Origin of the sequence: Pseudoalteromonas atlantica, assembly GCA_007988745.1 — a bacterium.
GTDB classification, from domain to species: domain Bacteria; phylum Pseudomonadota; class Gammaproteobacteria; order Enterobacterales; family Alteromonadaceae; genus Pseudoalteromonas; species Pseudoalteromonas atlantica.
On sequence record BJUT01000056.1, the window covers coordinates 1 to 23,558 of the forward strand.

Below are 23,558 nucleotides of genomic sequence, written 5' to 3' on the forward strand. Positions count from 1 at the left end.
TTTGCTTGGTTTTTACTTAGCCCACTAGGTTACAAATCTCGCGCCGCGATTTAATCGCCCCTAGATTGAACAAATTTCAATCCACAAAGGCCAACACGCCCCTAGATTTAGAACATAATTTCATAGTGGAAGTAGAATGGATCAATATATTGAATTTATTACAAATCATCCTATTTTAAGCCTAGCTTGGGTTGGTCTTGTATTCCTTATTGTAAGCGGCTGGATAAAGAGCAAGTTTTCAGCAGTGAGACAAATAAACCCACAGCAATTAACACTTCTTATTAATCGTGAAGATGGCAAAGTAGTTGATATTCGTGCTCAAAAAGAATTTAACGCAGGTCGTATTGCGGGTGCTGAACACTTAAGCCCTGAAAAAGCAAAACAATCTGACTTTTCAAGCCTTGAAAAGCACAAGAGCAAACCCATTATACTAGTATGTGCCACAGGCATGACTGCTCAAGGTATTGCTAATGCAATGCATAAAGCAGGCTTTGAATCGGTTTATGTATTATCAGGTGGTATGGGGTCGTGGCAATCTGCCAGCCTTCCAACTACAACAGGTCGCTAATCAGTTTAGTAGTACCGATAGAGGATTTATTATGAGTAATGTTGTTTTATACACCAAAGCGTACTGTCCATTTTGCCAACGTGCTCTTGCACTCTTAAACAGTAAAGGCGTTGAGTACACAAATATTGATATTGGTGTTCAACCAGAGCTTCGCGATGAAATGATTGCTAAAGCAGGTGGCGCAAGCACAGTACCGCAAATTTTTATTAATGATGAACATATCGGTGGCTGCGACGACATGATGGCTATTGAAGCGCAAGGTAAACTTGACGCTAAGCTAAATGCTTAATTTTAATTATAAAAACTAACACGTAGGAAGCACAATGAACGAAGAAAATCAAAACGCAGCAGCACAAGAAGGTGGCGCACAATTTACTATTCAACGTATTTACACTAAAGATGTATCGTTTGAAACGCCTAACTCGCCTGCGATTTTTCAAAAAGAATGGACGCCAGAAGTTAAGCTAGACCTAGACACGCGCTCTAATAAGCTAGACGAAGGTGTGTTTGAAGTGGTTTTAGCATTAACGGTTACTGCTTCTATTGGTGAAGAAACTGCGTTTTTATGTGAAATTCAGCAAGCCGGTATTTTTACAGTTGGTGAGCTTGAAGAAGTACAACTAGCACATATGCTAGGTGCATACTGCCCTAACGTGTTATTCCCATACGCGCGTGAAGCCGTATCTAATCTTGTTAACCGGGGTACTTTCCCACAGCTTAACCTTGCGCCAGTGAACTTTGATGCGTTATTTGCACAATACATGCAACAACGTACTGCGCAAGCTGAGCAGGTTTCAGCAGACGCATAATTTATGAGTACAGCAACTTCAGCTGTTACTGTATTAGGAGCGGGGTCTTACGGCACCGCTCTTGCTATTTGCTTAGCCCGAAATGGTCACCAAGTGACACTTTGGGGTCGCAATAGCGACGACGTTGCCACGCTTGCAGCTGAGCGGAAAAATCAACGTTACCTTCCTGATGTACCATTCCCCGACACTCTTTTATTACAAGCCGATTTACAACAAGCCGTAGCCAGCAGTGCCATTGTACTTGTGGTTGTGCCAAGCCATGCCTTTGCAGATACATTGCAGCAAATTAAACCTGCGCTGGTTGAAGGTGCGCAAGTTGCGTGGGCAACAAAAGGGCTTGAGCCAAATACTGGTCGCTTGTTACAAGAGGTTGCCCTGCAGGAACTAGGTGATGAGATGCCGCTTGCGGTTTTATCAGGGCCAACCTTTGCAAAAGAAATGGCAATAGGGCTACCTACTGCGATATCGGTGTCGGCTACCTCAACGGAGTTTGCGCAACAACTTGCAGATTTACTCCATTGTGGGCGCTCGTTCCGCGTGTATAACAACGATGACTTTATTGGCATTCAGTTAGGTGGCGCGGTTAAAAACGTAATAGCCATTGGTGCAGGTATGTCTGATGGGGTGGGCTTTGGTGCTAATGCGCGTACTGCACTGATCACTCGCGGCTTAGCTGAGCTAACGCGCTTAGGGTGTGCCTTAGGTGCAAAGCAAGAAACCTTTATGGGTATGGCCGGACTTGGCGATTTAATCTTAACATGTACCGACAATCAATCGCGCAACCGTCGCTTTGGTTTGGCATTAGGTAAAGGTGAAGGGGTTGATGCTGCAATTGAGTCTATAGGGCAAGTTGTTGAAGGCTTTAGAAACACAAAAGAAGTGTATTTATTAGCACAACGCGCCGGTGTAGAAATGCCTATTACTGAGCAAATTTATAAAGTACTTTATGAAAATAAAGATATGAAAGAAGCCGCCATGGCACTATTAGGCCGAGAGCAGCGCGCCGAATAAAGTGAGCATATAATGCTCACTTTATTAAAAGCATGAACTTGCTTTGCTATTAAAAAACCGACGCTATGTCGGTTTTTTATTGTTTGGTACAAGGTGCTTATTGCGCGTTAGGAAAGCCTAGCTGGCGCCAAGATTCATAAACGAATACCGCCACTGCGTTAGATAGGTTCATACTACGGCTATTGGGCTGCATAGGAATGCGCACACGCTGATCGTTAGGCAGCGCTTGAATCATCTCATCGGGGAGGCCGCGAGTTTCTGGCCCAAACACCAAGCAATCACCTGCTTGGTAACTGGCCTCATGATGAAACTGGCTGCCTTTAGTGGTGCATGCATACACTTTTTTAGGTTGGCACTTTTCAAGGTAGGCTTCAAACGAGGCATGGCGCTGTACGTTACTAAACTCGTGGTAATCTAGCCCGGCACGTTTTACTCGCTTATCGTCCCACTCAAAACCTAATGGCTCAATTAAATGCAATGAGTAACCTGTGTTTGCACACAAGCGTATGATATTTCCTGTATTTGGTGGAATTTCAGGTTGATATAAAACGATATCCAGCATAATGCGCCTTTCTATTAATCTATAATTTGACGAGTGGCAGTATACACGAAACCGTTAAAAAAAATGATATACTCGCGCCATTGAATACCGCAAGTAGTGAATATTAACGTGCATCACCGTAGTTACGAATTTTGGGTTAAAACATCAAGCATAGTTACCATGGTTATGGTTAGCTTAATGATAGCCGCTAAAACCTGGGCATGGTTGGCATCGGGTTCAGCCTCTATGCTTGGCTCATTAACCGATTCATTAATGGATATTACCGCCACTGCCATGAGCTTTTTAGTGCTAGGGTATGCACTGCGCCCAGCAGATGACGATCACCGTTTTGGTCATGGCAAAGCAGAAGCCCTAGCCGGACTTGGCCAGGCTGCGTTTATAGCAGGGTCGGGGTGCTTATTGGCGTTTCACGGTATTGAGCGATTATTTAACCCAATTGTGCTTAGTCATTCACTGTTAGGTGTGTGGGTGAGTATATTTGCTATTGCTTGTACGTTAGTGATTGTGTTTTTTCAGATCAAAGTGGTTAAGCATACCGAATCCATCGCTATTAAAGCAGACTCGGTGCATTACAAAGGGGATTTAATTTTAAATGCGGCGGTATTACTTGCTATTTTGCTCTCGTACTATGGGGTGTTATACGCAGATCCGCTGTTTGCTATAGGCGTTGCCGGTTACTTACTTTATAACAGTTGGGATATTGCGTGTGAGAGTGCCGATCATCTTATGGATAAAGAACTCCCAGATGATGAAAAGCAAAGTATTTTAGATATTGCTAACGCACATAAAGATGTACACGGTGTACATGATATTCGCACTCGCCAAGGCGGTAAAATTAAGTTTATGCAAATGCACTTAGAGCTTGATGATCATTTAAGTTTAATACGTGCCCACAATGTGGCTGACGATGTAGAAAAGGCGCTTGCCGAGCGCTTTGACTCTGAGGTTGATATTTTAATTCATCTAGATCCGCTTTCGGTGGTACCTAAGTATCAAACGAAGAACAAAACTGATACAAGCGCATAAGCACAGGTTTTCTAATTTCGTCGCGTTCAAACAATAGCTCGTGCTTAGCCCCTGCAAAGCTTTTCAGCTCGGCGTTAGGGAGCCTATTTACGAGCTTTTGTTGCGCGTTGTTATCAACCACTTCATCGTTTTGTGCGCTGGCAATAAAAATAGGGAGGTTGATTGTGTGGGTATCCACGGCAGACATAAAAGCAAAGCTTGCATTTAACCAGCCATATGTAACGCCGCCTAACTGTAAAAGTGGCTGTTGTTGATAAGTGAGCCTAAAGAGGTTGTACCGCACTTGGCTGCTGGTTAAGGTATTAAGCGCAAATTCTTCTGGGTTGTAATCGTTTTGCCCTAGCGCATAACTGTAGCCAAAACCGAGCTTTGTGGCGGCGCGGGCTATAAATTTAGCTACCGGTTTAGGAATACCTTTAGTGTAAATATCAAACATGGGCGCAGATAAAAACGCACCGCTGAAAGTATGCGGGTAATTTGCAAAATAATCGTACGCTATAGCGCCGCCCATAGAGTGGGCTAATAATATTTTTTTGCCTTGCCAGTGTTTATTTACAATATGTTGGTTAAATAAATCTAAGTCGGCACTGTAGTCACTAAAGCGTTTTACATACCCTTTGTGCTTATTTTTTAACGGTCGATACGAGCGGCCTTGCCCTTGGTGGTCGGCTATAAATACCGCATAGTTATTCGTGTAAAGCTCCCACAGTAGCTCTTTGTATTTTTCAAGCCCTTCTATGCGCCCAGAGCTAATTACTATGGCAGTGTTAGCTGTTTCTGGCACTGCGTAAGCAAAAAACAGTTTACCTTCAGATGCATTAAAATAGTTTTTATTAAGTACATTTTCGTAAAAGTGATTAATGCGTGCTTGGTTACTTTCAAGCGCTGATTCGGTACTGTAAAACATGTTTACTCTTTAATTAGTGGCAGGGTGATATTGGCACAAAGCCCGCCTTTTTCTTTATTAGATAGCGCTAAACTACCGCCGTGGGCAATAATAGCATTTTTAGCGATAGCTAAGCCAAGCCCTGTGCCGCCACTTACTCTGTCGCGAGCATCAGATTGCCTAAAAAAGGGCTCACAAAGCTTGCTCAGTTGCTCATTTGGAACGCCAGGGCCATCGTCGCAAATCTCTATATAGATTTGGTTGTTATAGTGTACGTTAAAGCTAATGTTGCTGTGCGCGTATTTTATTGCGTTACGTAATAGGTTTTCGAGTGCGCTGGCAATTAATGATTCATCGCAGCTTAGCATTACATCGGCATTGCCACTAAAAGTAAGTGTTTTAGTATTTTGCTTGGCTTCAAACTGCGCATCGTTTAATACGTGCTCTACTATATCTTTTAACGATTGCTTTTGCTGTGACAGAGTTTGGCTTTGCGCTTCTAAACGCGACACTTGCAGCACGTCAGCAATCATTTTATCAAGCTGGTTTGCTTCTTTTTCTATACGTAATAAATACGATTGGCTTGCCTCGTTGGCTTGCATTTGTGCAAGGCCTGTTGCCATTTTTAAACGCGTAAGCGGGGAGCGTAACTCATGAGATATATCAGCCAGTAAGCGCTTTTGGGCACTAATAAGTTGCTCAAGCTGATTAGCCATGCTGTTAAAGTCGCGCCCAAGTACCCCTAACTCGTCTTTTCTGCTTGCAGGTATGGCAACTCGCGCTGACAAATCGCCAGATGAAAGTTTTATAGCTGCTTTTTTAAGGCTGTTAATTGGGGCGATTAAATTGCGGCTAAAAATAAAACTCAGGATTAAAGAGGCAAAAATAGCCACGAGTACTTTCATCCAATTCGGCATTAACTTGAAGCGCATGAGCAAAGGAGGTTGGTGGTTAATGTCTATTTCGTAGAGGTAAAACTGCCCCTCTGGCACACTAATATTAACAGGGCCGAAAGCTTGGTATTTTTCGGTAAAAATGACCTGTGGCGCCAAGTTTTGACTAAAGCTAAGTAAGTTTAAATCTATTTCAGCGGGGATCTCTTTATTGCTTAATGCGTCTTCGGGTTGTGCCGCGCCTAAAAATAAAATTTTTCGTTTTGAAAGCCTAGGGTGCGATAAAACATCAGCAAGGGTGCGTTTGTGTTTAGTGGCGCTTCGCTCAATGCTTTTGGCAGTATAAATTAGGTTTTTTTTCATTGGCCCCCGCAAAGGCTCGGTGCTTACTGCATTAATTGCCGTAATGTTGCTTAAAAATATAAGCGCAGCCACCGTGCCCGTTATTGTTAGCCAAAACCAAATAAATATTTTAAAAAATAAATAATGTCGAGGGTGCTTTAGCCATGCAAAGTAATGTTTGTTACTCACCTTGGATGAAGACATAACCTGTTCCTCGCATTGTTTTTATTCGCTCGCCTTGAATATGCTCAGCTATTTTTTTACGAATATTGCTAACGTGCATATCAATTGAGCGGTCGAACGAAGCTAAGCGCCTGCCTAGCACTTCTTCACTTATTTGCTCTTTACTGACAACTTCCCCGGCATTTTTAATTAATAACACCAGTACTTCGTACTCTGTGCCAGTAAGCGTGAGGGTGTGCTCGTTAATAGCGGCCTCTCGGGCTGCCAAATTAACCGTAATGCCATTTATATTCATTTTGCTAGGCGTTGCAACGTTTAGGCTATTTATGTGCTCTATACGGCGGGTAATGGCTTTTACTCGGGCAAGTAACTCGCGGTGATTAAAGGGTTTGGGTATGTAATCGTCTGCGCCAAGCTCTAAGCCAAAAATGCGATCAAAGTCTTCGCCTTTTGCAGTAAGCATAATAACCGGTGTTAGCTTTGTTTGCCTAAGTTGTTTAAGTACTTCAAAGCCATCAAGGGTGGGGAGCATGACATCAAGCAATATCAGCGCGTAGTCATTTGATAGAGCAAGCTTTAAACCTTGCTCGCCATCGTGAACGCTTTGTACGTCAAAACCTTGCGCGGCTAAATATTCAGTAAGTAGTTCGCACAAACCTGTGTCGTCATCAATCATTAATAGCTTCATTTCAAACCCTTAGGCAATTTCTATATGGTTATTTTACTTCTTAAATTGTGCAAAAGTGAATCTTTACACAACCTTTACACTGCTTTGCGTTACTTTGCGTTGCAAGAGGTATAGTTAACTCACTGGCTAAGCAGCCACAACCAAATTCAATCCATCCAATATTAAGGTGATGATTATGACTAAAGTAAATACACTTTCAAAATTAGTACTTATTTGTGGTCTAGCAACGGCTACACTTGGCGCCGGTAGCGTATTAGCAAAAGGCGGCATGCACGATAAGCAAGGCCATTCTCAAGCGCGTTTTTTATTATCTGAGCGCGGTGCCGACAAGCTTGATTTAACGCAAGAACAGCAAACTAAGCTTGAAGCTATTTTTGAAGCGCAAAAAACACAGATGAAAGCACTGCGCGGCGATGATAAAGAAGCCCGTAAAGCACAGCGTAAGGCTCAAAAAGAGAAAATGGATGCTCTACTTAGCGCACCAACATTTGACGAAAACGCTGCAAAAGAGCTATTAGCCGCACGCCACGAAAAAGGTACTGAGTTTGGCTTAATTAAGCTAAAAACACAGCATCAAGTAATGCAGGTACTTAACGCAGAGCAGCAAGAAAAGTTTGCAAAAATGCAAAAGCGTATGGGTAAAAAACACCGTAAGCAAAGAGACTAATTTATAGTTTAAACACTAAAAAGCCAGCTTAATGCTGGCTTTTGTCGTTTAAGAGGGTGAAAAACGCTTATTTAAAAAAGTCGTCATCGTTTTTAGCCATCATCTCTTCAATATCTTCAATCATATCTTGGCTAATTTGGTTAGCCGAGGTAATAGGCGTTGATATTTTATTGTTCTCAAAAGACCATTCACCTAAATCAATAAGCTGACAACGCTTAGAACAAAAAGGGCGATGTGGGCTTTGCTGTGACCATTCAACTTTGTTTTTACAGGTTGGACAGTTAACAATTGTTGGCATACTTTACTCTCTACAATGTGTTTTAGCCCTAATTAGGGCTATCACTTTTACATATTGGTTACGCGATTAATTTCAGCCAGAGACGTTAAACCATCGGCGGCTTTTCTTAAACCCGATAATCGCAAGTTATTAAACCCAGCTTGTAGCGATACCTCTGCGATTTCGAGCGAGTTGCCACCGCGCATAATAATTTGTGCAATTTCAGGGGTAATTTGCATTACTTCGTAAATGCCCACACGGCCTTTGTAACCATCGGTGCAATTTTCGCAGCCTTTGGGTGCGTATAGTGTCATATCTTCAATTTGTGTTGTGCTAAATCCTTGACGAGCCAATTCTTCTGCTGGCAGTGTTTCTGGAGTTTTACACTTAGGGCATAAACGCCTAGCTAAGCGCTGGGCAATAATCAAACTTATAGAGCTTGCCACGTTATACGCAGGCACGCCCATATTTAATAAACGCGTTATGGTTTCTGGCGCTGAGTTGGTATGTAGTGTTGATAACACTAAGTGACCTGTTTGCGCCGCTTTAATTGAAATTTCTGCGGTTTCTAGGTCACGTATTTCACCTACCATCACTACATCTGGATCTTGACGTAAAAATGCACGCAAGGCGTTAGCAAAGGTCATTTCGGCTTTCGGGTTAATTTGTACTTGGTTAACCCCTTCGAGGTTTATCTCAACCGGATCCTCGGCGGTACTAATGTTACGCTCCGGCTGGTTAAGTATATTTAAACCTGTATAAAGCGATACGGTTTTACCAGAGCCCGTTGGGCCGGTCACTAGTATCATGCCTTGTGGTTGCCCAAGCGCATCCATGTAGAGCTTTTTTTGATCCTCTTCGTAACCTAATACGTCAATACCTAGCATAGCGCTTGATGAATCAAGAATACGCATTACTATTTTTTCGCCCCATAACGTAGGCATAGTACTTACACGAAAATCGATGCTTTTACGCTCGGTAATTTTTAATTTAATACGGCCATCTTGTGGTTTACGTTTTTCAGCAATATCGAGCCTCGACATTACTTTGATACGCGCCGACAGTTTACTTGCTAAGGTATTGGGAGGGTTGGCAACTTCATGCAAAATGCCATCAATACGAAAGCGAATACGGTATTTGTGCTCGTAAGGTTCAAAGTGTAAATCAGAAGCGCCTTTTTTAATGGCATCCATTAATATTTTATTGATATAAACAATGATTGGCGCATCGTCTTTATCATCATCTTTAGGTGTGGTTTCTTTAGGGCCTTCATTATCTAAGTCGGCAAACTCTTTAAATTCATCGGCGCTTAAATCTAAGCTGCCTGCAGCATCAAGTAGTTGCTCAATTTTGCTATCCAGCTGAATATAGTCAACCACGACTATTTCGCACGATAAGCCGGTGCTAAATTCAAAGTTTTCAAAGGCACCGTAATCAGTCGGATCTGAGGCGGCAATGTATACTTTTCTGCCTTTTTGAACCAACGGTAAAATGTGGTGTTTACGTATTAGCTTTTCTTTAACTAAGTCTTCGGGGATTTGTGCAGGGTCGAAGTCTTTTAAATCAAAATACGGTACGCGAAATAAGTCTATACATTGTTCAGCTAAATCGTTGCTGTCAATTTTTCCACATTTAGATATAAGCTCAGCGGTTGAGGCAAACTCTTGCTGTTTTGCTTTTACGGTATCGGCATCAATGCGGCCAAGCGTTATAAATTTTCTCAATAACGGTGAGTTAATATTCATTGCGCACCTATTTTAGTCCTTCAATAGTTAACAATTTATCAGAAAAAAGCAGGTGATTAAATTCGCTGTGCTTATCAACACCTTTTTTGCTAACCAAATTACGAGTTTATGTTGTTATGACCGCATTAAGGGGCATTAGTTGTATTTTATACTGCATATTGTAGGTAATTTTTATGAAGAACAACAAGTTCTGCATGAACAAGTGATAAATCGCGGTCATTATTTAGAATATCATCGGCTTTTTGTTGTTTTTCTTCCCGTGGCATTTGTGACGCTATAATGCTATTTACCTGCTCAAGGCTAATATTGTCGCGTTTTATAGTACGTTCAATCTGCACAGGCTGTGGTACATCAATTAATAAAGTACGGTTGCAGTATTTGTTAAGTTTATTTTCAAACAATAATGGTGCAACCAATACAACATAAGCACTGCTTGCATTATTTAAATCGGTGAGTATTTTCTCCCTAATAAGCGGGTGTAATAGTGCGTTAAGCCACTCTTTATCATCATTGTTGGTAAATATTTTAGTGCGCAGCGCTGCTCTGTTTAATGTACCATCGGGCAGTAAAATACCCTCGCCAAAGTGTTCAATGATTGCATTTAGCCCTGTGCTATTAGGCGCTACCACTTGGCGGGCAATAATGTCCGCATCAACAACGCAAATACCCAGTTCTTCAAACATATTACTAACAGCCGTTTTACCGCAGCCAATACCACCTGTTAAACCCAATACCCAATTGTTTATTTTAGTTGCTGGCTTATTCATACTAATAACCAATTAAATTAAAATACGCAGCTTGAATTTGAGCGCCCCACAGCAGTGTTATCCAACCCGCGATAGCTAAGTAGGGGCCAAATGGAATAGGGGTTGCTTTGTCTTTACCTTGAATACTTAAAAGGGCAATACCAATAATGGCGCCCACCACACTTGAAAGCAAAATAATGGTTAATAGTGACTGCCACCCAAGCAGTGCGCCAAATACGGCCAGTAACTTAAAATCGCCATAGCCCATGCCTTCCTTGCCGGTTAATAGCTTAAATAACCAAAATACACTCCACAGGCTTAAATAGCCGCATGCGGCCCCTACTATCGCATCGCCTGGGCTTATTGTTATACCCATTACAGCGGCTATAAGCGCAAGCCATACTAAAGGCAAAGTGAGCTGATCGGGCAGTAGCATGTGGTCAATATCAATAAAGGTGAGCGCCACTAAAATCCAGGTTACAAAAATATATAAAAGGGCGTGCTCAGTAGCCCCAAAACTATAGGCAATAACTAAACTCAATAGTGCGGTAATGGCTTCAACTATTGGGTAACGTGCTGATATTGGGTTACTGCAATTAGCGCATTTACCTTTAAGTATAATCCAACTAATAATAGGGATATTTTGCCAAGGCTTAATTGCGGTATTGCATTTAGGGCAGGTAGAATTAGGTTTTACTAAATTAAATGGCTCACTGTTACTGGCTTGTGTAGGTTTGGTTGTTAGTTCATCTTCTAATAGTAACCTGCATTCACTTTGCCATTCTCGCTGCATCATTAACGGCAGTCGATAAATAACTACATTTAAAAAACTACCTACACATAAACTAACTAAGCCAACCGTGGTTAAATAAAACCACAATTGACTTTGCATTACTTCAATAATACTTTGCATATAAAACTCTACAACTAAACAACAGAACCTAACTCAAATATAGGTAAATACATAGCAATAATTAAACCACCGACAAGTACACCTAATACAGCCATTATTAATGGCTCGAGTAAGCTAGATAATCCGTCAACAGCATCATCCACCTCTTGCTCATAAATAGTCGCTACTTTAGCAAGCATGCCATCTAACGAGCCTGATTCTTCACCAATAGCCACCATTTGAATCACCATATCAGGGAATATTTTAGAATTGCGCATTGCCCAGTTCATTTGGTTACCCGAGCTCACTTCTGCTTTAATATCTAAAATAGCATAGCGATACACTGCATTACCGGATGCACCTGCAGCTGAGTCCAGTGCATCTACAAGTGGTACACCTGCGGCAAAAGTAGTAGAAAGCGTACGAGCATATCGTGCAACAGCCGCTTTGTTTAAAATCATACCAATTACAGGGAGTTTTAATATAGCGCGATCGGTTGCGTCTCTTAGTTTTAAGCTTCTAAGACTTGCTTCTTTAAATATATAGCCTGAGACAACAACAGTTATTAATGCAATCCACCAATACTCTTGCATAAATTCAGAAATACCAATAACAAATAAGGTAAATGCAGGGAGTTGTGCTCCAAAGCCATTAAAAATATCTTGAAACTGTGGCACTACAAATATAAGCAGTATTGAAGTAACGATAAGCGCAACAACTAAAACCGCGATAGGATAAAACATCGCCTTTTTAATTTTTGATTTCAGTGCTTCTGATTTTTCTTTGTACAAAGCAACACGATCAAATATTTTGTCCAGTGCACCTGATTGCTCACCCGATGCCACTAAATCACAATACAAATCATCAAAATAACGAGGATGTTTTCTTAGCGCTTGGTTAAGCGGCTGACCTGCTTTAACTTCATCGCCAATAGACTCCATTAACTTAGCTACACTTTTATTTGCAGAGCCTGTGCCTATCATCTCAATGGCTTGAATAAGGGGGACGCCCGCCATCAACATGGTAGCAATTTGGCGAGTAACTAAAGCTATATCTTTAGGAGTAATTTTTTGAACGTTTTGAATACCAAATAGAGGTTTTGGCTTACGTTTCACTTTAGAAGGGGTAATACCTTGTTTTCTAAGTTGAGCTTTAACTAGAGCAATGCTGTTACCAGTTAATTCACCTTCAAGACGTTTGCCCCTAGCACTAACTCCAACCCATATAAAGGTGCTTAGCCCTTTTTTTTCTTGCTCTTTTAGCATATGTGGAGCTCAAATATATTTACAGTATATGATTATAAAAAAGTAAGAGAGACGTTTTTAGTTTCTCTCTTACTTAGTATTTAAAAATAATATAGAAATTTTAAATAATTAAGGTGTAGTAGTTGCTGCAGCTCTACAGTTAGATGGCCTATACTTAGTATCTAAAGAACCACCCGTACAGTCCCATTCGAGCGCACCATTTGGTAAAGTTCCAGATGTTAGAGCGCCTGCACTGTCTGTTGGGGTAATAATTATGGTACCACCACCAGCGGCGGCAGTATAAGTTACTGTAATAGCACCAACATCACTTATAGCAACACTAGTCACGTTGTCTGTTGCTTGAGGTGAGGTCCAGCCTAAATCTAGGTCTGTAGCTGATGATGCATTCTCAGCTACAGTAGTTTTTGCACTAGCAGCGAGCGCTAAACCTTCCGATACACGTGCACGTACCGTATAATCTTGATACGCAGGTAAAGCCACTGCGGCAAGAATACCGATGATTGCTACAACAATCATTAATTCGATTAGGGTGAAACCCTGTTGTTTTTGAGTCATTGTTTTCATGTTTCCTCTCCTAAAGGATAATGTTTTGTAAGGTAGTCAGGTTAGTGGCGAAAATGCCAAGCTTAATTTACCTGATTAACTTTACAGATTTACTTAAAAATAAATTTTCACGTACTTTTAGCCTTAGGTATGAAACACAAAAGCTAAATGTGAGTTCATTATGTTGCAACTTGCACAGACTACCTAAACACAAAGTAGATTAAATATAGGAAACATACTGACCATTTGCTTTAATCTTTTAGGTATTTTTTGAAGATTAAAACAAAAAGCAGTTACTTATTACTATATTTTTCAAGGAAGTAATACAACAGGGTTAGTTTAACACTTTTTTTATGCTTAAAGCACACATATTTTTCTAAAAAGGATACTTTATTTAACAAAATGTTACAAAGTAAGCCTTTTGGATTATTAAAAGTCTTTTCATGCGTTTTGTCAATTAATTAGCATCAATAAAACTAAATTGCTGTCGTGCTTTTATACAAAACGCATCGATAAATCGATTGATTGTAAATTTTTTGTAAGTGCACCGCTGGATATAAAGTCGACACCTGCTTGCGAGTAAGTTTTAAGCGTTTCCAGCGTCATATTGCCAGAAACCTCTAATTTAGCGCGCTTATTAGTAGTGACCACAGCTTGCTGAATTTGTTCAACGCTAAAATTGTCGAGCATGATTATATCGGCGCCTGCATTAATGGCTTGCTCAAGTTCACTTAACGATTCAACCTCTACCTCTACGGGTTTTGTAGGGTGGTTTTGCTTGGCTTGTGCGACTGCTTTATCAATTCCGCCACACGCTGCTATATGGTTTTCTTTAATTAAAAACGCATCAAATAAGCCTATACGATGATTTGCACCGCCGCCGCATTTTACAGCGTATTTTTGAAGTAGCCTGAGTCCTGGTATTGTTTTACGTGTATCGAGCAGTTGGGTTGTGGTGCCGCTAAGCTCTTTTATATAATTTGCAGTTGTGGTTGCGGTACCCGAAAGCGTTTGTACAAAGTTAAGCGCGGTACGCTCTGCAGTTAAAATAGCACGGGCAGAGCCCTTAGCTGTAAATAAGGTGCTATTTGCTGGCACAAAGTCGCCATCATTTACTAATACGTTTACTTCAACGCTTGGATCTACTTGCTTAAACACTTCTATAATGATGTCTTTACCGCAAAAAACGCAGTCTTCGCGGGTAATTACTTTAGCACTTGCGTGCTCGTTTTGTGGGATAAGCTGCGCGGTAATGTCGCCGTCTTGTGCAGATTGATAATTTAGATCTTCATCTAAGGCGAGGGTGACAAGTTGAGTAATAAGCGTGTGCGAAATTGACATATGAAGGCTCATAAGTGTTAATAAATTAAGCAAATTTTACTATGTTTAAATAACTAATAGAAGCGCTTTTAAATGAGCAGAGTTTATTACACCTACATATATAGCATGGCTACTAAAAGTAATGCTACTAGCTGAATGTTAGCTAAGTGCAATGGCTATCATTCTTTATATAAATCCTTTAGCATCAAGTTTATGTATACCGTGGTATTAAAATAATGCAGATAGATTCAAGCGGAGTTGCCGCTAATATAACGCAGCGGCCTTGTACGCATTTTGATGAGCGCCCTGAAAATACCGATATTTCGCTGTTGGTAATTCATAATATTTCCTTGCCGGCTGGGCAATTTGGCACCGAATACGTTGATGCACTGTTTATGGGTGAGATTGACTGTAATGCGCACCCCAGTTTTTGTGATTTAAATGGGCTTAGAGTGTCAGCGCACTGTTTTATAAAACGTACTGGCGAGATTATTCAATATGTGCCATTTAATAAACGCGCGTGGCATGCCGGGCAATCTGAATATGAAGGGCAAAGCGCATGTAATAACTTTAGTGTAGGTATTGAGCTTGAGGGTACAGATACCACACCTTACACTCAGGCGCAGTACACCAGCTTACATAACCTAACAAAGGCAATTATGACCCGTTACCCGCTTATCACCACTAAGCGAGTTGTAGGGCATTGCGATATAGCACCTGGGCGAAAAACCGACCCTGGGGAAAGTTTTAATTGGCCTGCTTATATAAGCAGGCTAGAACAAGCAAATTAAGTGAGTCGCTATCATGATTTTAGTTTCTATAATTATTGCACTAATACTTGAGCGTTTAGGTGCGCGATCACAGTATTGGCAAATAAGCCATTACGTTAATGGTTATTTAAACCGCTCGGGTAGATTACTTAGTGAAAACGGATTGTTTGGCACGGCAATTGGCTTTTTAATTTGGTTAGTTTTGCCGGTAGTGGCTATTGCGCTTATATATGTACTCTCTGACTTTGTACTGTGGCAGTTAGCTATAAATGTTGCGGTTTTATTGGTTTGTTTTGGTTGTGCTAAGCACCGAGCTTTATATAAGTCGTATTTAAATGCACTAACGCGGGATGATAAAACCGCGGCCTCATTATACGCACTACAAATGGGGCAAAAACACCTAGAGGATGAAGAGGGCGGAGAAACATTTGGGCAAACCTTAGCGTGGATTAATTTTAGATTTTATTGCGCCGTTATTTTTTGGTTTGTAATGCTTGGCGCCCCAGGTGCCGTGTTGTATGCAATAGTGCGTACGTTGGCCGATTTAGTTAAAGAAAACCATAAAGTGGTGTTTGCAAATCGTTTTACGCTGCTGCATAAATTATTATTTTGGCTAGATTGGCTGCCAGCACGTGTTGCAAGCTTTGGCTATTTAGTCATTGGTAACTTTAATAAAGGTACAAGCTGCTGGCTACATTATGTATTGGATTTTAAAACACCAAACCGCAAAGTAGTTACGTGTACAGCGCTTGCGGCTGAACAAGTAGAACAGCGTTATTACGGATGTGCTATTGAAGCCACTTGTATGATTAAATTAGTTAAACGCAACGTGCTTTTTTATTTAGTACTGATTGCACTGCTTACTTTATTTGGCGGTTTATCGTAGTCGCGATTTTACATCGCGCAATGTACGCCGCGCTTAGGGTGAGTCTCGGGGTGAGGGTGTTAGTCGCGGGGTAAACCCGCAGCTACGACCTTCTTTGATTCAAAAATTAATTTCTTCAATAAATTCAACTAGAGCGAATATTCTAATTCGCTCTGGTCAGACCATTTGTTTTCATCTTGTTAACGTTTGAATAAAACAACCTCAATTGTGCATTGTTTGAACTTCGTTCAAAATGCGTTACGCTACTCTAATTGCTCAAATAACCCGTAAATTGACAGTTATTTGCCTTTTTGATACCTTATTGAAAATTTTTGGTATGACCAATTTACCTTTTGGGTAAATCGTCAAGCTCTAGGCCTTAAAAATTAGGCTTTTTAGTATTTATGCAACGTGGACGTTGATTAATGTCTTTAAAGATTAAAGCAGCAAAGTTATCTGATGTTATTTTACAGCAACTTGAGAATATGATTCTTGAGGGCTCATTAGCGCCAGGTGAAAAACTGCCGCCAGAGCGCGAACTAGCAAAACAGTTTGAGGTGTCTCGCCCCTCACTGCGTGAAGCTATCCAAAAGCTAGAAGCAAAAGGATTGGTCACTCGCAGGCAAGGCGGTGGCACGTTTGTAAAAAATCAGCTTGAAGAAGGACTCACTGATCCGCTGTTTGATTTGATCAGTAAGCATCCTGAATCACAGTTCGATTTACTTGAATTTCGTCATGCACTTGAAGGAATTGCTGCATATTATGCGGCGCTTCGTGGTACCAGCACCGATTTTACCAAGGTTAAACAAAGCTTTGATAAAATTGCTCAAGTTAATAACGATTTACAATTAAAAGCCAAAGCAATTAATGCGTTTCACTTTAGTGTAGCCGAAGCCTCACACAACGTGGTTTTACTTCACTTAGTGCGAGGCATGCAAGCGCTACTGGAGCAAAATGTATTGCAAAACTTAACGGTTTTATTAAAAAAACCAGATATTAGCAATCAATTAGCCCAGCACCGGCGCTTATTAATGGATGCCGTAATTGAGGGCAATCCAGAACAAGCCCGTTTAGCAAGTAATGCCCATTTAGCCTTTATTGAAGAAGCATTACTTGAAGCGGGTAAAGAGCATTCGCGAATTGAACGTAGTTTAAGACGCACAAAACAAAATTAAGCTAATACGCTGTACTTAGAACACACTAAATTAGGTATACGTGGTATTAAATTAACAACATTCGTATTTTAAACATAAGGAAACCTCCATATGTCTGAAGTCAATAAAATTGACGTAGACGCGCTAGAAACACAAGAGTGGTTACAAGCTCTTGAATCAGTTGTGCGCGAAGAAGGTGTTGAACGAGCTCAGTATTTACTTGAGCAAGTGTTAGAGCAAGCCCGTTTAGACGGCGTTGATATGCCAACTGGCACAACAACTAACTACGTTAATACTATTCCAGTAGATCAAGAACCGGCGTACCCAGGGGATGTAAACCTTGAGCGTCGTATTCGTTCGATTATTCGTTGGAATGCAATCATGATTGTATTACGTGCATCGAAAAAAGATCTCGACTTAGGCGGCCATATGGCGTCTTACCAATCATCAGCTGCGTTTTATGAAGTGTGTTTTAACCACTTTTTTAAAGCGCCAAATGAGGTAGACGGCGGTGACTTAGTTTACTACCAAGGTCATATTTCTCCGGGTATTTATGCGCGTGCATTTGTTGAAGGTCGTCTTACGGCTGAGCAGCTTGATAACTTCCGTCAAGAAGTAGATGGCAAAGGTTTACCATCATACCCGCATCCTAAATTAATGCCTGAATTTTGGCAGTTCCCAACGGTATCTATGGGCTTAGGTCCAATTGCGTCTATTTACCAAGCACGCTTTTTAAAATACCTAGACGGCCGTGGCTTAAAAGACACTAAAAACCAACGTGTATACGCGTTTTTAGGTGACGGTGAAATGGATGAGCCAGAATCACGCGGCGCAATCTCTTTTGCTGCACGTGAAAAGCTAGACAACCTATGTTACTTAATTAACTGTAACTTACAGCGTTTAGATGGCCCAGTAATGGGTAACGGTAAAATTATTCAAGAACTAGAAGGCCTATTTAAAGGCGCTGGTTGGAACGTAATTAAAGTTGTATGGGGTAGCGGATGGGATATTCTGCTAGCTAAAGATACATCAGGTAAATTACTACAGTTGATGAACGAAACAATTGATGGTGATTACCAAACATATAAAGCGAAAGATGGCGCGTACGTACGTGAGCATTTCTTTGGCCGTTATCCGGAAACAGCTGCACTTGTTGCAGATATGACTGATGACGAAATTTTTGCGCTTAAGCGTGGTGGTCATGAGCCATCAAAACTTTATGCTGCATTTAAAAAAGCTGAGCAAACCAACGACCGTCCTACCGTAATTCTTGCTAAAACTGTAAAAGGTTACGGCATGGGTGAAGCGGCTGAAGGTAAAAACATTGCGCACCAAGTGAAAAAAATGGACATGAGCCATGTTGAACACTTACGTGACCGTTTAGGCCTACAAGATTTAGTATCAGAAGAGCAAATTAAAGATCTTCCATACTTAACGCTTGAAGAAGGTTCGGAAGAATACAAGTACTTACACGCACGCCGTGATGCACTTAAAGGTTACACACCTACACGTATTCCTAAATTTACTGAAGAGCTAAAACTGCCAGGAGTAGACGCATTTAAGCCGCTACTTGAAGAGCAAAAACGTGATATTTCTACCACAATGGGCTTTGTACGTGCACTTAACGTGTTACTAAAAGACAAAGGCATTGGCAAAAATATTGTGCCAATTATTGCTGATGAAGCACGTACGTTTGGTATGGAAGGTTTATTCCGTCAAATCGGTATTTACAATCCACATGGCCAAAACTACACCCCTCAAGACCGCGATATTGTTTCTTACTACAAAGAAGCTACATCAGGCCAAGTACTTCAAGAGGGTATTAACGAGCTAGGTGCAATGTCGTCATGGGTAGCTGCTGCAACATCTTACAGCACTAACGATTTACCTATGATCCCATTCTACATTTACTACTCTATGTTTGGTTTCCAACGTGTTGGCGACATGGCATGGATGGCGGGTGACCAGCAAGCACGTGGTTTCTTATTAGGTGCAACAGCAGGTCGTACTACGCTAAATGGTGAAGGTCTACAGCACGAAGATGGCCACAGCCATATTCTTGCAAATACGGTTCCTAACTGTATTTCTTACGACCCAACGTACGCATTTGAAGTAGCGGTAATTATTCAAGATGGTATTCGTCGTATGTACGGTGAAAACCAAGAAAACATTTACTACTACCTAACGCTTATGAACGAAAACTACCATCAACCAGCAATGCCAGAAGGCGCTGAAGAAGGTATTCGTAAAGGTATTTACAAGCTTGAAAGCTACGAAGGTAAAAAAGCCAACGTACAGTTATTAAGCTCAGGTACTATCATGACTGAAGTGCGCAAAGCTGCAGCCATTTTAAGCGAAGAGTACGGTATTGCTTCTGATGTTTATTCAGTAACATCATTCAATGAGCTTACCCGTGACGGTCAAGACGTTGAGCGTTTCAACATGCTTAACCCAGAAAGCGAGCAAAAAACGCCATACATCACTAGCGTATTAAACGACTCAGTGACTGTTGCTGCGACCGACTACATGAAAAACTACGCAGAGCAAGCGCGTTCATTTATTCCAAGCAGCAACTATAAAGTGCTTGGTACAGATGGTTACGGACGCTCTGATAGCCGTGAAAACTTACGTCGTCACTTTGAAGTTAATGCAAGCTACGTGGTTGTTGCTACGTTATCTGAACTTGCTAAACGTGGTGATGTTGAAAAGTCAGTGGTTGTTGAAGCAATTAAAAAGTTCGACATTGACACAAACAAATTAAATCCACTGTACGCATAAGAGGTTTGCAATGAGTATTGAAATTAATGTACCAGATATCGGTGGCGATGACGTAGAAGTAACCGAAATCTTAGTAAGCGTTGGCGACAAAGTAGATGTTGATCAATCGCTACTAACCGTTGAAGGCGATAAAGCATCAATGGAAGTACCTGCTGCGCAAGCAGGTACAGTCAAAGAAATTAAAGTAAGCGAAGGCGACACGGTAACAACAGGGTCGTTAATCATGATTTTTGAAGGCGTAGAGTCAGGTTCACAAAGTGAGCCAGAAGCGCCAGCTAAAACTGAGGCATCTGCACCTGCAGAAGCTTCAGGTTCTTCAACTAAAGAAGTAACCGTACCAGATATTGGTGACGACGAAGTTGAAGTAACAGAAATCATGGTCGCTGTTGGTGACAGCGTAGATGAAGAGCAGTCAATTTTAAGTGTTGAAGGCGATAAAGCATCTATGGAAGTACCAGCTCCTTTTGCTGGTACTGTAAAAGAAATTAAAGTAGCCGAAGGCGACAAAGTAAAAACAGGCTCTTTAGTGTTTGTTTTTGAAGTAGCTGGCTCAAGTGCACCTGCATCAGATGCGCCAAAGCAAGAATCTGCGCCAGCAGAGACTACTCAAAGCGCCGAGCCAAGCACAAAAGAAGTAAACGTACCTGATATTGGCGATGATGAAGTTGAAGTAACTGAAATTATGGTTGCTGTTGGTGATACGGTTGAAGAAGAGCAATCTATCTTAAACGTTGAAGGCGACAAAGCGGCAATGGAAGTACCAGCCCCGTTTGCTGGTACCGTTAAAGAAATTAAAGTGGCCGCTGGCGATAAAGTCAAAACTGGCTCACTTGTGTTTGTTTTTGAAGTTGCAGGCAGTGCGCCAGCAAAAGCAGCAGCCCCGGCTGAGCAAAAACCAGCGGCTGCACCAGCAAAAACCGAGTCTGCGCCAGCTCAAGCTGCACCTGCTGCTAAAGCAAGCGATGAAGGTTTTGAAAACAACAGCGCATATGCTCATGCATCGCCAGTTGTTCGCCGCTTAGCGCGTGAGTTTGGTATTAACTTAGCAAACGTTAAAGGCTCAGGGCGTAAAAACCGCGTAGTAAAAGAAGACGTGCAAAACTATGTTAAAAACCTAGTTAAGCAAGTTGAATCAGGCCAATTACCTGCTGGTAAAGGCAATGCGGGCGGTGGTGAGCTTGGCTTAATTCCGTGGCCGAAAGTAGATTTTGCTAAATTTGGTGAAATTGAAGAGAAAAAACTATCGCGTATTCAAAAGCTGTCGGGTAAAAACCTACACCGTAACTGGGTGCAAATCCCACATGTTACACAGTTTGACGAAGCTGATATCACAAGCCTTGAAGTGTTCCGTAAAGAACAAAACGTGTTAAGCGAGAAGAAAAAGCTTGGCGTTAAAATCACACCACTTGTGTTTGTGATGAAAGCGGTAGCGAAAGTACTTGCTGAGTTCCCAACGTTTAACTCGTCATTGTCTGAAGACGGTGAAAGCCTTATCCTTAAAAAGTACATCAATATTGGTGTTGCAGTAGATACGCCAAATGGCTTAGTTGTTCCAGTATTTAAAGATGTGGACAAAAAAGGCATTATTGAACTATCTCGCGAGCTGATGGATATTTCTAAAAAGGCGCGTGAAGGTAAGTTAACGTCATCTGATATGCAAGGCGGCTGTTTTACTATTTCAAGCTTAGGCGGTATTGGCGGTACGGCATTTACGCCGATTGTTAATGCACCAGAGGTGGCTATTTTAGGTGTATCTAAATCTGAAATGAAACCTAAGTGGAATGGTAAAGACTTTGAACCAAAATTAATGGTTCCGCTTTCTATGTCGTACGATCACCGTGTGATTGACGGTGCTCTAGCTGCACGCTTTACCGCAACGCTTGCTAGCTACATGAGCGACATACGTCAATTAGTGATGTAATCGCTACAATATGAACAAAATCAAATCCCAGCCAGTTGTTTTTAGCTGGGATTTTTACTATATGCAATGATACAATCTTTGCACTATTTGTGAATTGCTCTGATTTTCTGCCCATGCAGAAACATGGCAGTTAAATTTTAGGGCAGTGTCCCGTTCAAACAATTAAGGTAATAGCATGAGCAACGAATTAAAAACTCAAGTTGTTGTACTAGGCGGTGGTCCTGGTGGTTACTCTGCGGCTTTCCGTGCTGCTGACTTGGGCTTAGAAGTTACATTAGTAGAATCGCGTGAAACATTAGGCGGCGTATGTCTTAATGTTGGTTGTATTCCTTCAAAAGCACTTTTACACGTGGCTAAAGTGATTGATGACGCTGCAGAAATGTCATCTCACGGTGTTACTTTTGGCGCTCCGCAAATTGATTTAGACAAAATTCGCTCTTGGAAAGAGTCGGTTGTTGGCCAGCTTACAGGTGGCTTAGACGGCATGGCTAAGATGCGTAAAGTTAAAGTTGTACCAGGTTACGGTAAATTCACTGGCAGCAACACTTTAGACGTTGAAGGTGCTGACGGCACTACAACTATTACATTTGATAACGCAATCATTGCTGCGGGTTCTAAACCTGTTAGCTTACCGTTCATCCCAGAAGATGACCGTGTAATTGATTCAACTGGCGCATTAGAACTTAAAGACGTACCAGAGAAACTACTTGTTTTAGGTGGTGGTATTATCGGTCTTGAAATGGGTACGGTTTACCGCGCACTAGGTTCTGATATTGATGTAGTTGAATTTGCAGATCAGTTAGTTCCGGCTGCGGATAAAGATATCATCAAGGTTTACCAAAAATACGTAAACAAAAAATTCAATGTTATGCTTTCTACTAAAGTTGTTGGCGTTGAAGCGAAAGATGATGGCTTATACGTTACTTTTGAAGGCAAAAACGCACCAGCTGAGCCAGTACGTTACGACAAAGTACTTGTTGCTGTAGGCCGTACGCCTAACGGTAACTTACTTGATGCTGATAAAGCAGGTGTTAATGTTGATGAGCGTGGCTTTATTAATGTTGATAAGCAATTACGTACTAACGTAGACCATATTTTTGCAATTGGTGATTTAGTTGGCCAACCTATGCTTGCGCATAAAGCGGTACACGAAGGCCATGTTGCAGCAGAGGTTATCTCTGGTCAGAAGCACTTCTTCGACCCTAAATGTATTCCTTCAATTGCCTACACTGATCCAGAAATCGCATGGGTAGGTGTGACTGAGAAAGAAGCAAAAGAGCAAGGCTTAAGCATTGAAACTGCGGTATTCCCGTGGGCTGCATCAGGTCGCGCAATTGCATCTGCTCGTACAGAAGGTCAAACTAAACTAATCTTTGATAAAGACAGTGGTCGTATCATTGGTGGTGCTATGGTTGGTATTAACGCAGGCGAAATGCTTGGCGAAATCGGCTTAGCAGTTGAAATGGGCGCAGATGGTGAAGACTTAGCGCTTACTATTCATGCTCACCCAACATTGAACGAGTCTATTGGCCTTGCAGCTGAGATTTTTGAAGGTTCAATCACTGATTTACCAAACAAAAAAGCGGTTAAAAAGAAAAAGTAATTTAACTTTTTAATTTCGTTTTTAAAAACCCAGCTTTTGCTGGG

Annotated in this window: 23 protein-coding genes; 12 read left to right on the forward strand and 11 right to left on the reverse strand. The window is 41.4% G+C overall.

The window, feature by feature from the left end; all coding sequences use genetic code 11:
* The first annotated feature begins 136 nt into the window (after nucleotides 1-136).
* The 4 genes from PAT01_RS17080 to gpsA are packed head-to-tail and all read left to right on the forward strand — an operon-like array spanning nucleotide 137 to nucleotide 2,388.
* The gene (locus PAT01_RS17080) at nucleotides 137-568 is read left to right on the forward strand and encodes a rhodanese-like domain-containing protein (RefSeq protein WP_154945867.1); all 432 of its coding nucleotides are present in this window, start codon (nucleotides 137-139) and stop codon (nucleotides 566-568) included.
* 31 nt (nucleotides 569-599) lie between these two features.
* Nucleotides 600-857, forward strand: a complete 258-nt coding sequence (grxC, locus tag PAT01_RS17085) for a glutaredoxin 3 (protein ID WP_004588615.1) — start codon at nucleotides 600-602, stop codon at nucleotides 855-857.
* Between the two features lie 34 nt (nucleotides 858-891).
* Nucleotides 892-1,377 (forward strand): protein-export chaperone SecB, encoded by a 486-nt coding sequence (secB, locus tag PAT01_RS17090; protein WP_004588614.1) that lies wholly within the window; start codon nucleotides 892-894, stop codon nucleotides 1,375-1,377.
* Between the two features lie 3 nt (nucleotides 1,378-1,380).
* Nucleotides 1,381-2,388 carry an NAD(P)H-dependent glycerol-3-phosphate dehydrogenase gene (gene gpsA / locus PAT01_RS17095; protein WP_138579892.1) on the forward strand — a complete coding sequence of 336 codons (1,008 nt, stop codon included), beginning with the start codon at nucleotides 1,381-1,383 and terminating at the stop codon, nucleotides 2,386-2,388.
* Nucleotides 2,389-2,485: 97 nt separating this feature from the next.
* On the opposite strand, the gene trmL is transcribed toward gpsA, so the two are convergent.
* Nucleotides 2,486-2,950, reverse strand: a complete 465-nt coding sequence (trmL, locus tag PAT01_RS17100) for a tRNA (uridine(34)/cytosine(34)/5-carboxymethylaminomethyluridine(34)-2'-O)-methyltransferase TrmL (protein WP_004588612.1) — start codon at nucleotides 2,948-2,950, stop codon at nucleotides 2,486-2,488.
* 108 nt (nucleotides 2,951-3,058) lie between these two features.
* On the opposite strand from trmL, the gene PAT01_RS17105 reads away from it, so the two are divergent.
* Nucleotides 3,059-3,976: a cation diffusion facilitator family transporter gene (locus PAT01_RS17105; RefSeq protein ID WP_029773365.1), complete on the forward strand. Its 918-nt coding sequence runs from the start codon at nucleotides 3,059-3,061 to the stop codon at nucleotides 3,974-3,976.
* Here the strand turns inward: PAT01_RS17105 and PAT01_RS17110 are convergent.
* Genes PAT01_RS17110 through PAT01_RS17120 form a run of 3 tightly spaced genes read right to left on the reverse strand, consistent with a single transcriptional unit; the run spans nucleotide 3,936 to nucleotide 6,968 of the window.
* A complete protein-coding gene (locus tag PAT01_RS17110; protein ID WP_055252664.1) occupies nucleotides 3,936-4,883 on the reverse strand; it encodes an alpha/beta fold hydrolase in 948 nt (315 codons plus the stop codon). The genes PAT01_RS17105 and PAT01_RS17110 overlap by 41 nt on opposite strands.
* Nucleotides 4,884-4,885: 2 nt before the next feature.
* Nucleotides 4,886-6,301: an ATP-binding protein gene (locus PAT01_RS17115; protein WP_154945868.1), complete on the reverse strand. Its 1,416-nt coding sequence runs from the start codon at nucleotides 6,299-6,301 to the stop codon at nucleotides 4,886-4,888.
* Nucleotides 6,279-6,968, reverse strand: coding sequence for a response regulator (locus PAT01_RS17120; RefSeq protein ID WP_004588608.1), 690 nt, complete (start codon nucleotides 6,966-6,968; stop codon nucleotides 6,279-6,281). Before PAT01_RS17120 ends, PAT01_RS17115 begins: the two co-directional genes overlap by 23 nt.
* 175 nt (nucleotides 6,969-7,143) lie before the next feature.
* On the opposite strand from PAT01_RS17120, the gene PAT01_RS17125 reads away from it, so the two are divergent.
* Nucleotides 7,144-7,635: a Spy/CpxP family protein refolding chaperone gene (locus PAT01_RS17125; RefSeq protein WP_004588607.1), complete on the forward strand. Its 492-nt coding sequence runs from the start codon at nucleotides 7,144-7,146 to the stop codon at nucleotides 7,633-7,635.
* 67 nt (nucleotides 7,636-7,702) lie between these two features.
* On the opposite strand, the gene yacG is transcribed toward PAT01_RS17125, so the two are convergent.
* The 7 genes from yacG to nadC form a co-directional block, all read right to left on the reverse strand.
* Entirely contained in the window at nucleotides 7,703-7,933 is a 231-nt protein-coding gene (gene yacG, locus PAT01_RS17130; protein ID WP_024031401.1) for a DNA gyrase inhibitor YacG, read from the reverse strand.
* Between the two features lie 47 nt (nucleotides 7,934-7,980).
* The gene (gene pilB / locus PAT01_RS17135) at nucleotides 7,981-9,657 is read right to left on the reverse strand and encodes a type IV-A pilus assembly ATPase PilB (RefSeq protein WP_126008292.1); all 1,677 of its coding nucleotides are present in this window, start codon (nucleotides 9,655-9,657) and stop codon (nucleotides 7,981-7,983) included.
* 146 nt (nucleotides 9,658-9,803) lie between these two features.
* Nucleotides 9,804-10,424 carry a dephospho-CoA kinase gene (coaE, locus tag PAT01_RS17140; RefSeq protein ID WP_004588604.1) on the reverse strand — a complete coding sequence of 207 codons (621 nt, stop codon included), beginning with the start codon at nucleotides 10,422-10,424 and terminating at the stop codon, nucleotides 9,804-9,806.
* A 1-nt stretch (nucleotide 10,425) separates the two neighbouring features.
* Complete coding sequence (locus PAT01_RS17145; RefSeq protein WP_154945869.1) at nucleotides 10,426-11,316, reverse strand: prepilin peptidase; 891 nt, start codon at nucleotides 11,314-11,316, stop codon at nucleotides 10,426-10,428.
* A 14-nt stretch (nucleotides 11,317-11,330) separates the two neighbouring features.
* Entirely contained in the window at nucleotides 11,331-12,560 is a 1,230-nt protein-coding gene (locus PAT01_RS17150; RefSeq protein ID WP_154945870.1) for a type II secretion system F family protein, read from the reverse strand.
* 108 nt (nucleotides 12,561-12,668) lie between these two features.
* On the reverse strand, nucleotides 12,669-13,124 hold the full coding sequence (locus tag PAT01_RS17155) for a pilin (RefSeq protein ID WP_318299767.1): 456 nt from the start codon (nucleotides 13,122-13,124) through the stop codon (nucleotides 12,669-12,671).
* Nucleotides 13,125-13,598: 474 nt separating this feature from the next.
* A complete protein-coding gene (nadC, locus tag PAT01_RS17160; RefSeq protein ID WP_154945871.1) occupies nucleotides 13,599-14,444 on the reverse strand; it encodes a carboxylating nicotinate-nucleotide diphosphorylase in 846 nt (281 codons plus the stop codon).
* Nucleotides 14,445-14,659: 215 nt separating this feature from the next.
* On the opposite strand from nadC, the gene ampD reads away from it, so the two are divergent.
* The 6 genes from ampD to lpdA all read left to right on the forward strand — a co-directional run bounded on the left by ampD (nucleotide 14,660) and on the right by lpdA (nucleotide 23,514).
* A complete protein-coding gene (gene ampD / locus PAT01_RS17165; RefSeq protein WP_154945872.1) occupies nucleotides 14,660-15,214 on the forward strand; it encodes a 1,6-anhydro-N-acetylmuramyl-L-alanine amidase AmpD in 555 nt (184 codons plus the stop codon).
* Nucleotides 15,215-15,227: 13 nt separating this feature from the next.
* Nucleotides 15,228-16,079, forward strand: a complete 852-nt coding sequence (ampE, locus tag PAT01_RS17170) for a beta-lactamase regulator AmpE (protein WP_154945873.1) — start codon at nucleotides 15,228-15,230, stop codon at nucleotides 16,077-16,079.
* A 404-nt stretch (nucleotides 16,080-16,483) separates the two neighbouring features.
* Nucleotides 16,484-17,233: a pyruvate dehydrogenase complex transcriptional repressor PdhR gene (gene pdhR / locus PAT01_RS17175; protein ID WP_004588597.1), complete on the forward strand. Its 750-nt coding sequence runs from the start codon at nucleotides 16,484-16,486 to the stop codon at nucleotides 17,231-17,233.
* A 90-nt stretch (nucleotides 17,234-17,323) separates the two neighbouring features.
* Nucleotides 17,324-19,990: a pyruvate dehydrogenase (acetyl-transferring), homodimeric type gene (gene aceE / locus PAT01_RS17180; RefSeq protein ID WP_154945874.1), complete on the forward strand. Its 2,667-nt coding sequence runs from the start codon at nucleotides 17,324-17,326 to the stop codon at nucleotides 19,988-19,990.
* A gap of 10 nt (nucleotides 19,991-20,000) precedes the next feature.
* Complete coding sequence (gene aceF, locus PAT01_RS17185; RefSeq protein ID WP_154945875.1) at nucleotides 20,001-21,911, forward strand: pyruvate dehydrogenase complex dihydrolipoyllysine-residue acetyltransferase; 1,911 nt, start codon at nucleotides 20,001-20,003, stop codon at nucleotides 21,909-21,911.
* 175 nt (nucleotides 21,912-22,086) lie between these two features.
* Nucleotides 22,087-23,514 carry a dihydrolipoyl dehydrogenase gene (gene lpdA, locus PAT01_RS17190; RefSeq protein WP_154945876.1) on the forward strand — a complete coding sequence of 476 codons (1,428 nt, stop codon included), beginning with the start codon at nucleotides 22,087-22,089 and terminating at the stop codon, nucleotides 23,512-23,514.
* Nucleotides 23,515-23,558: the final 44 nt, after the last annotated feature.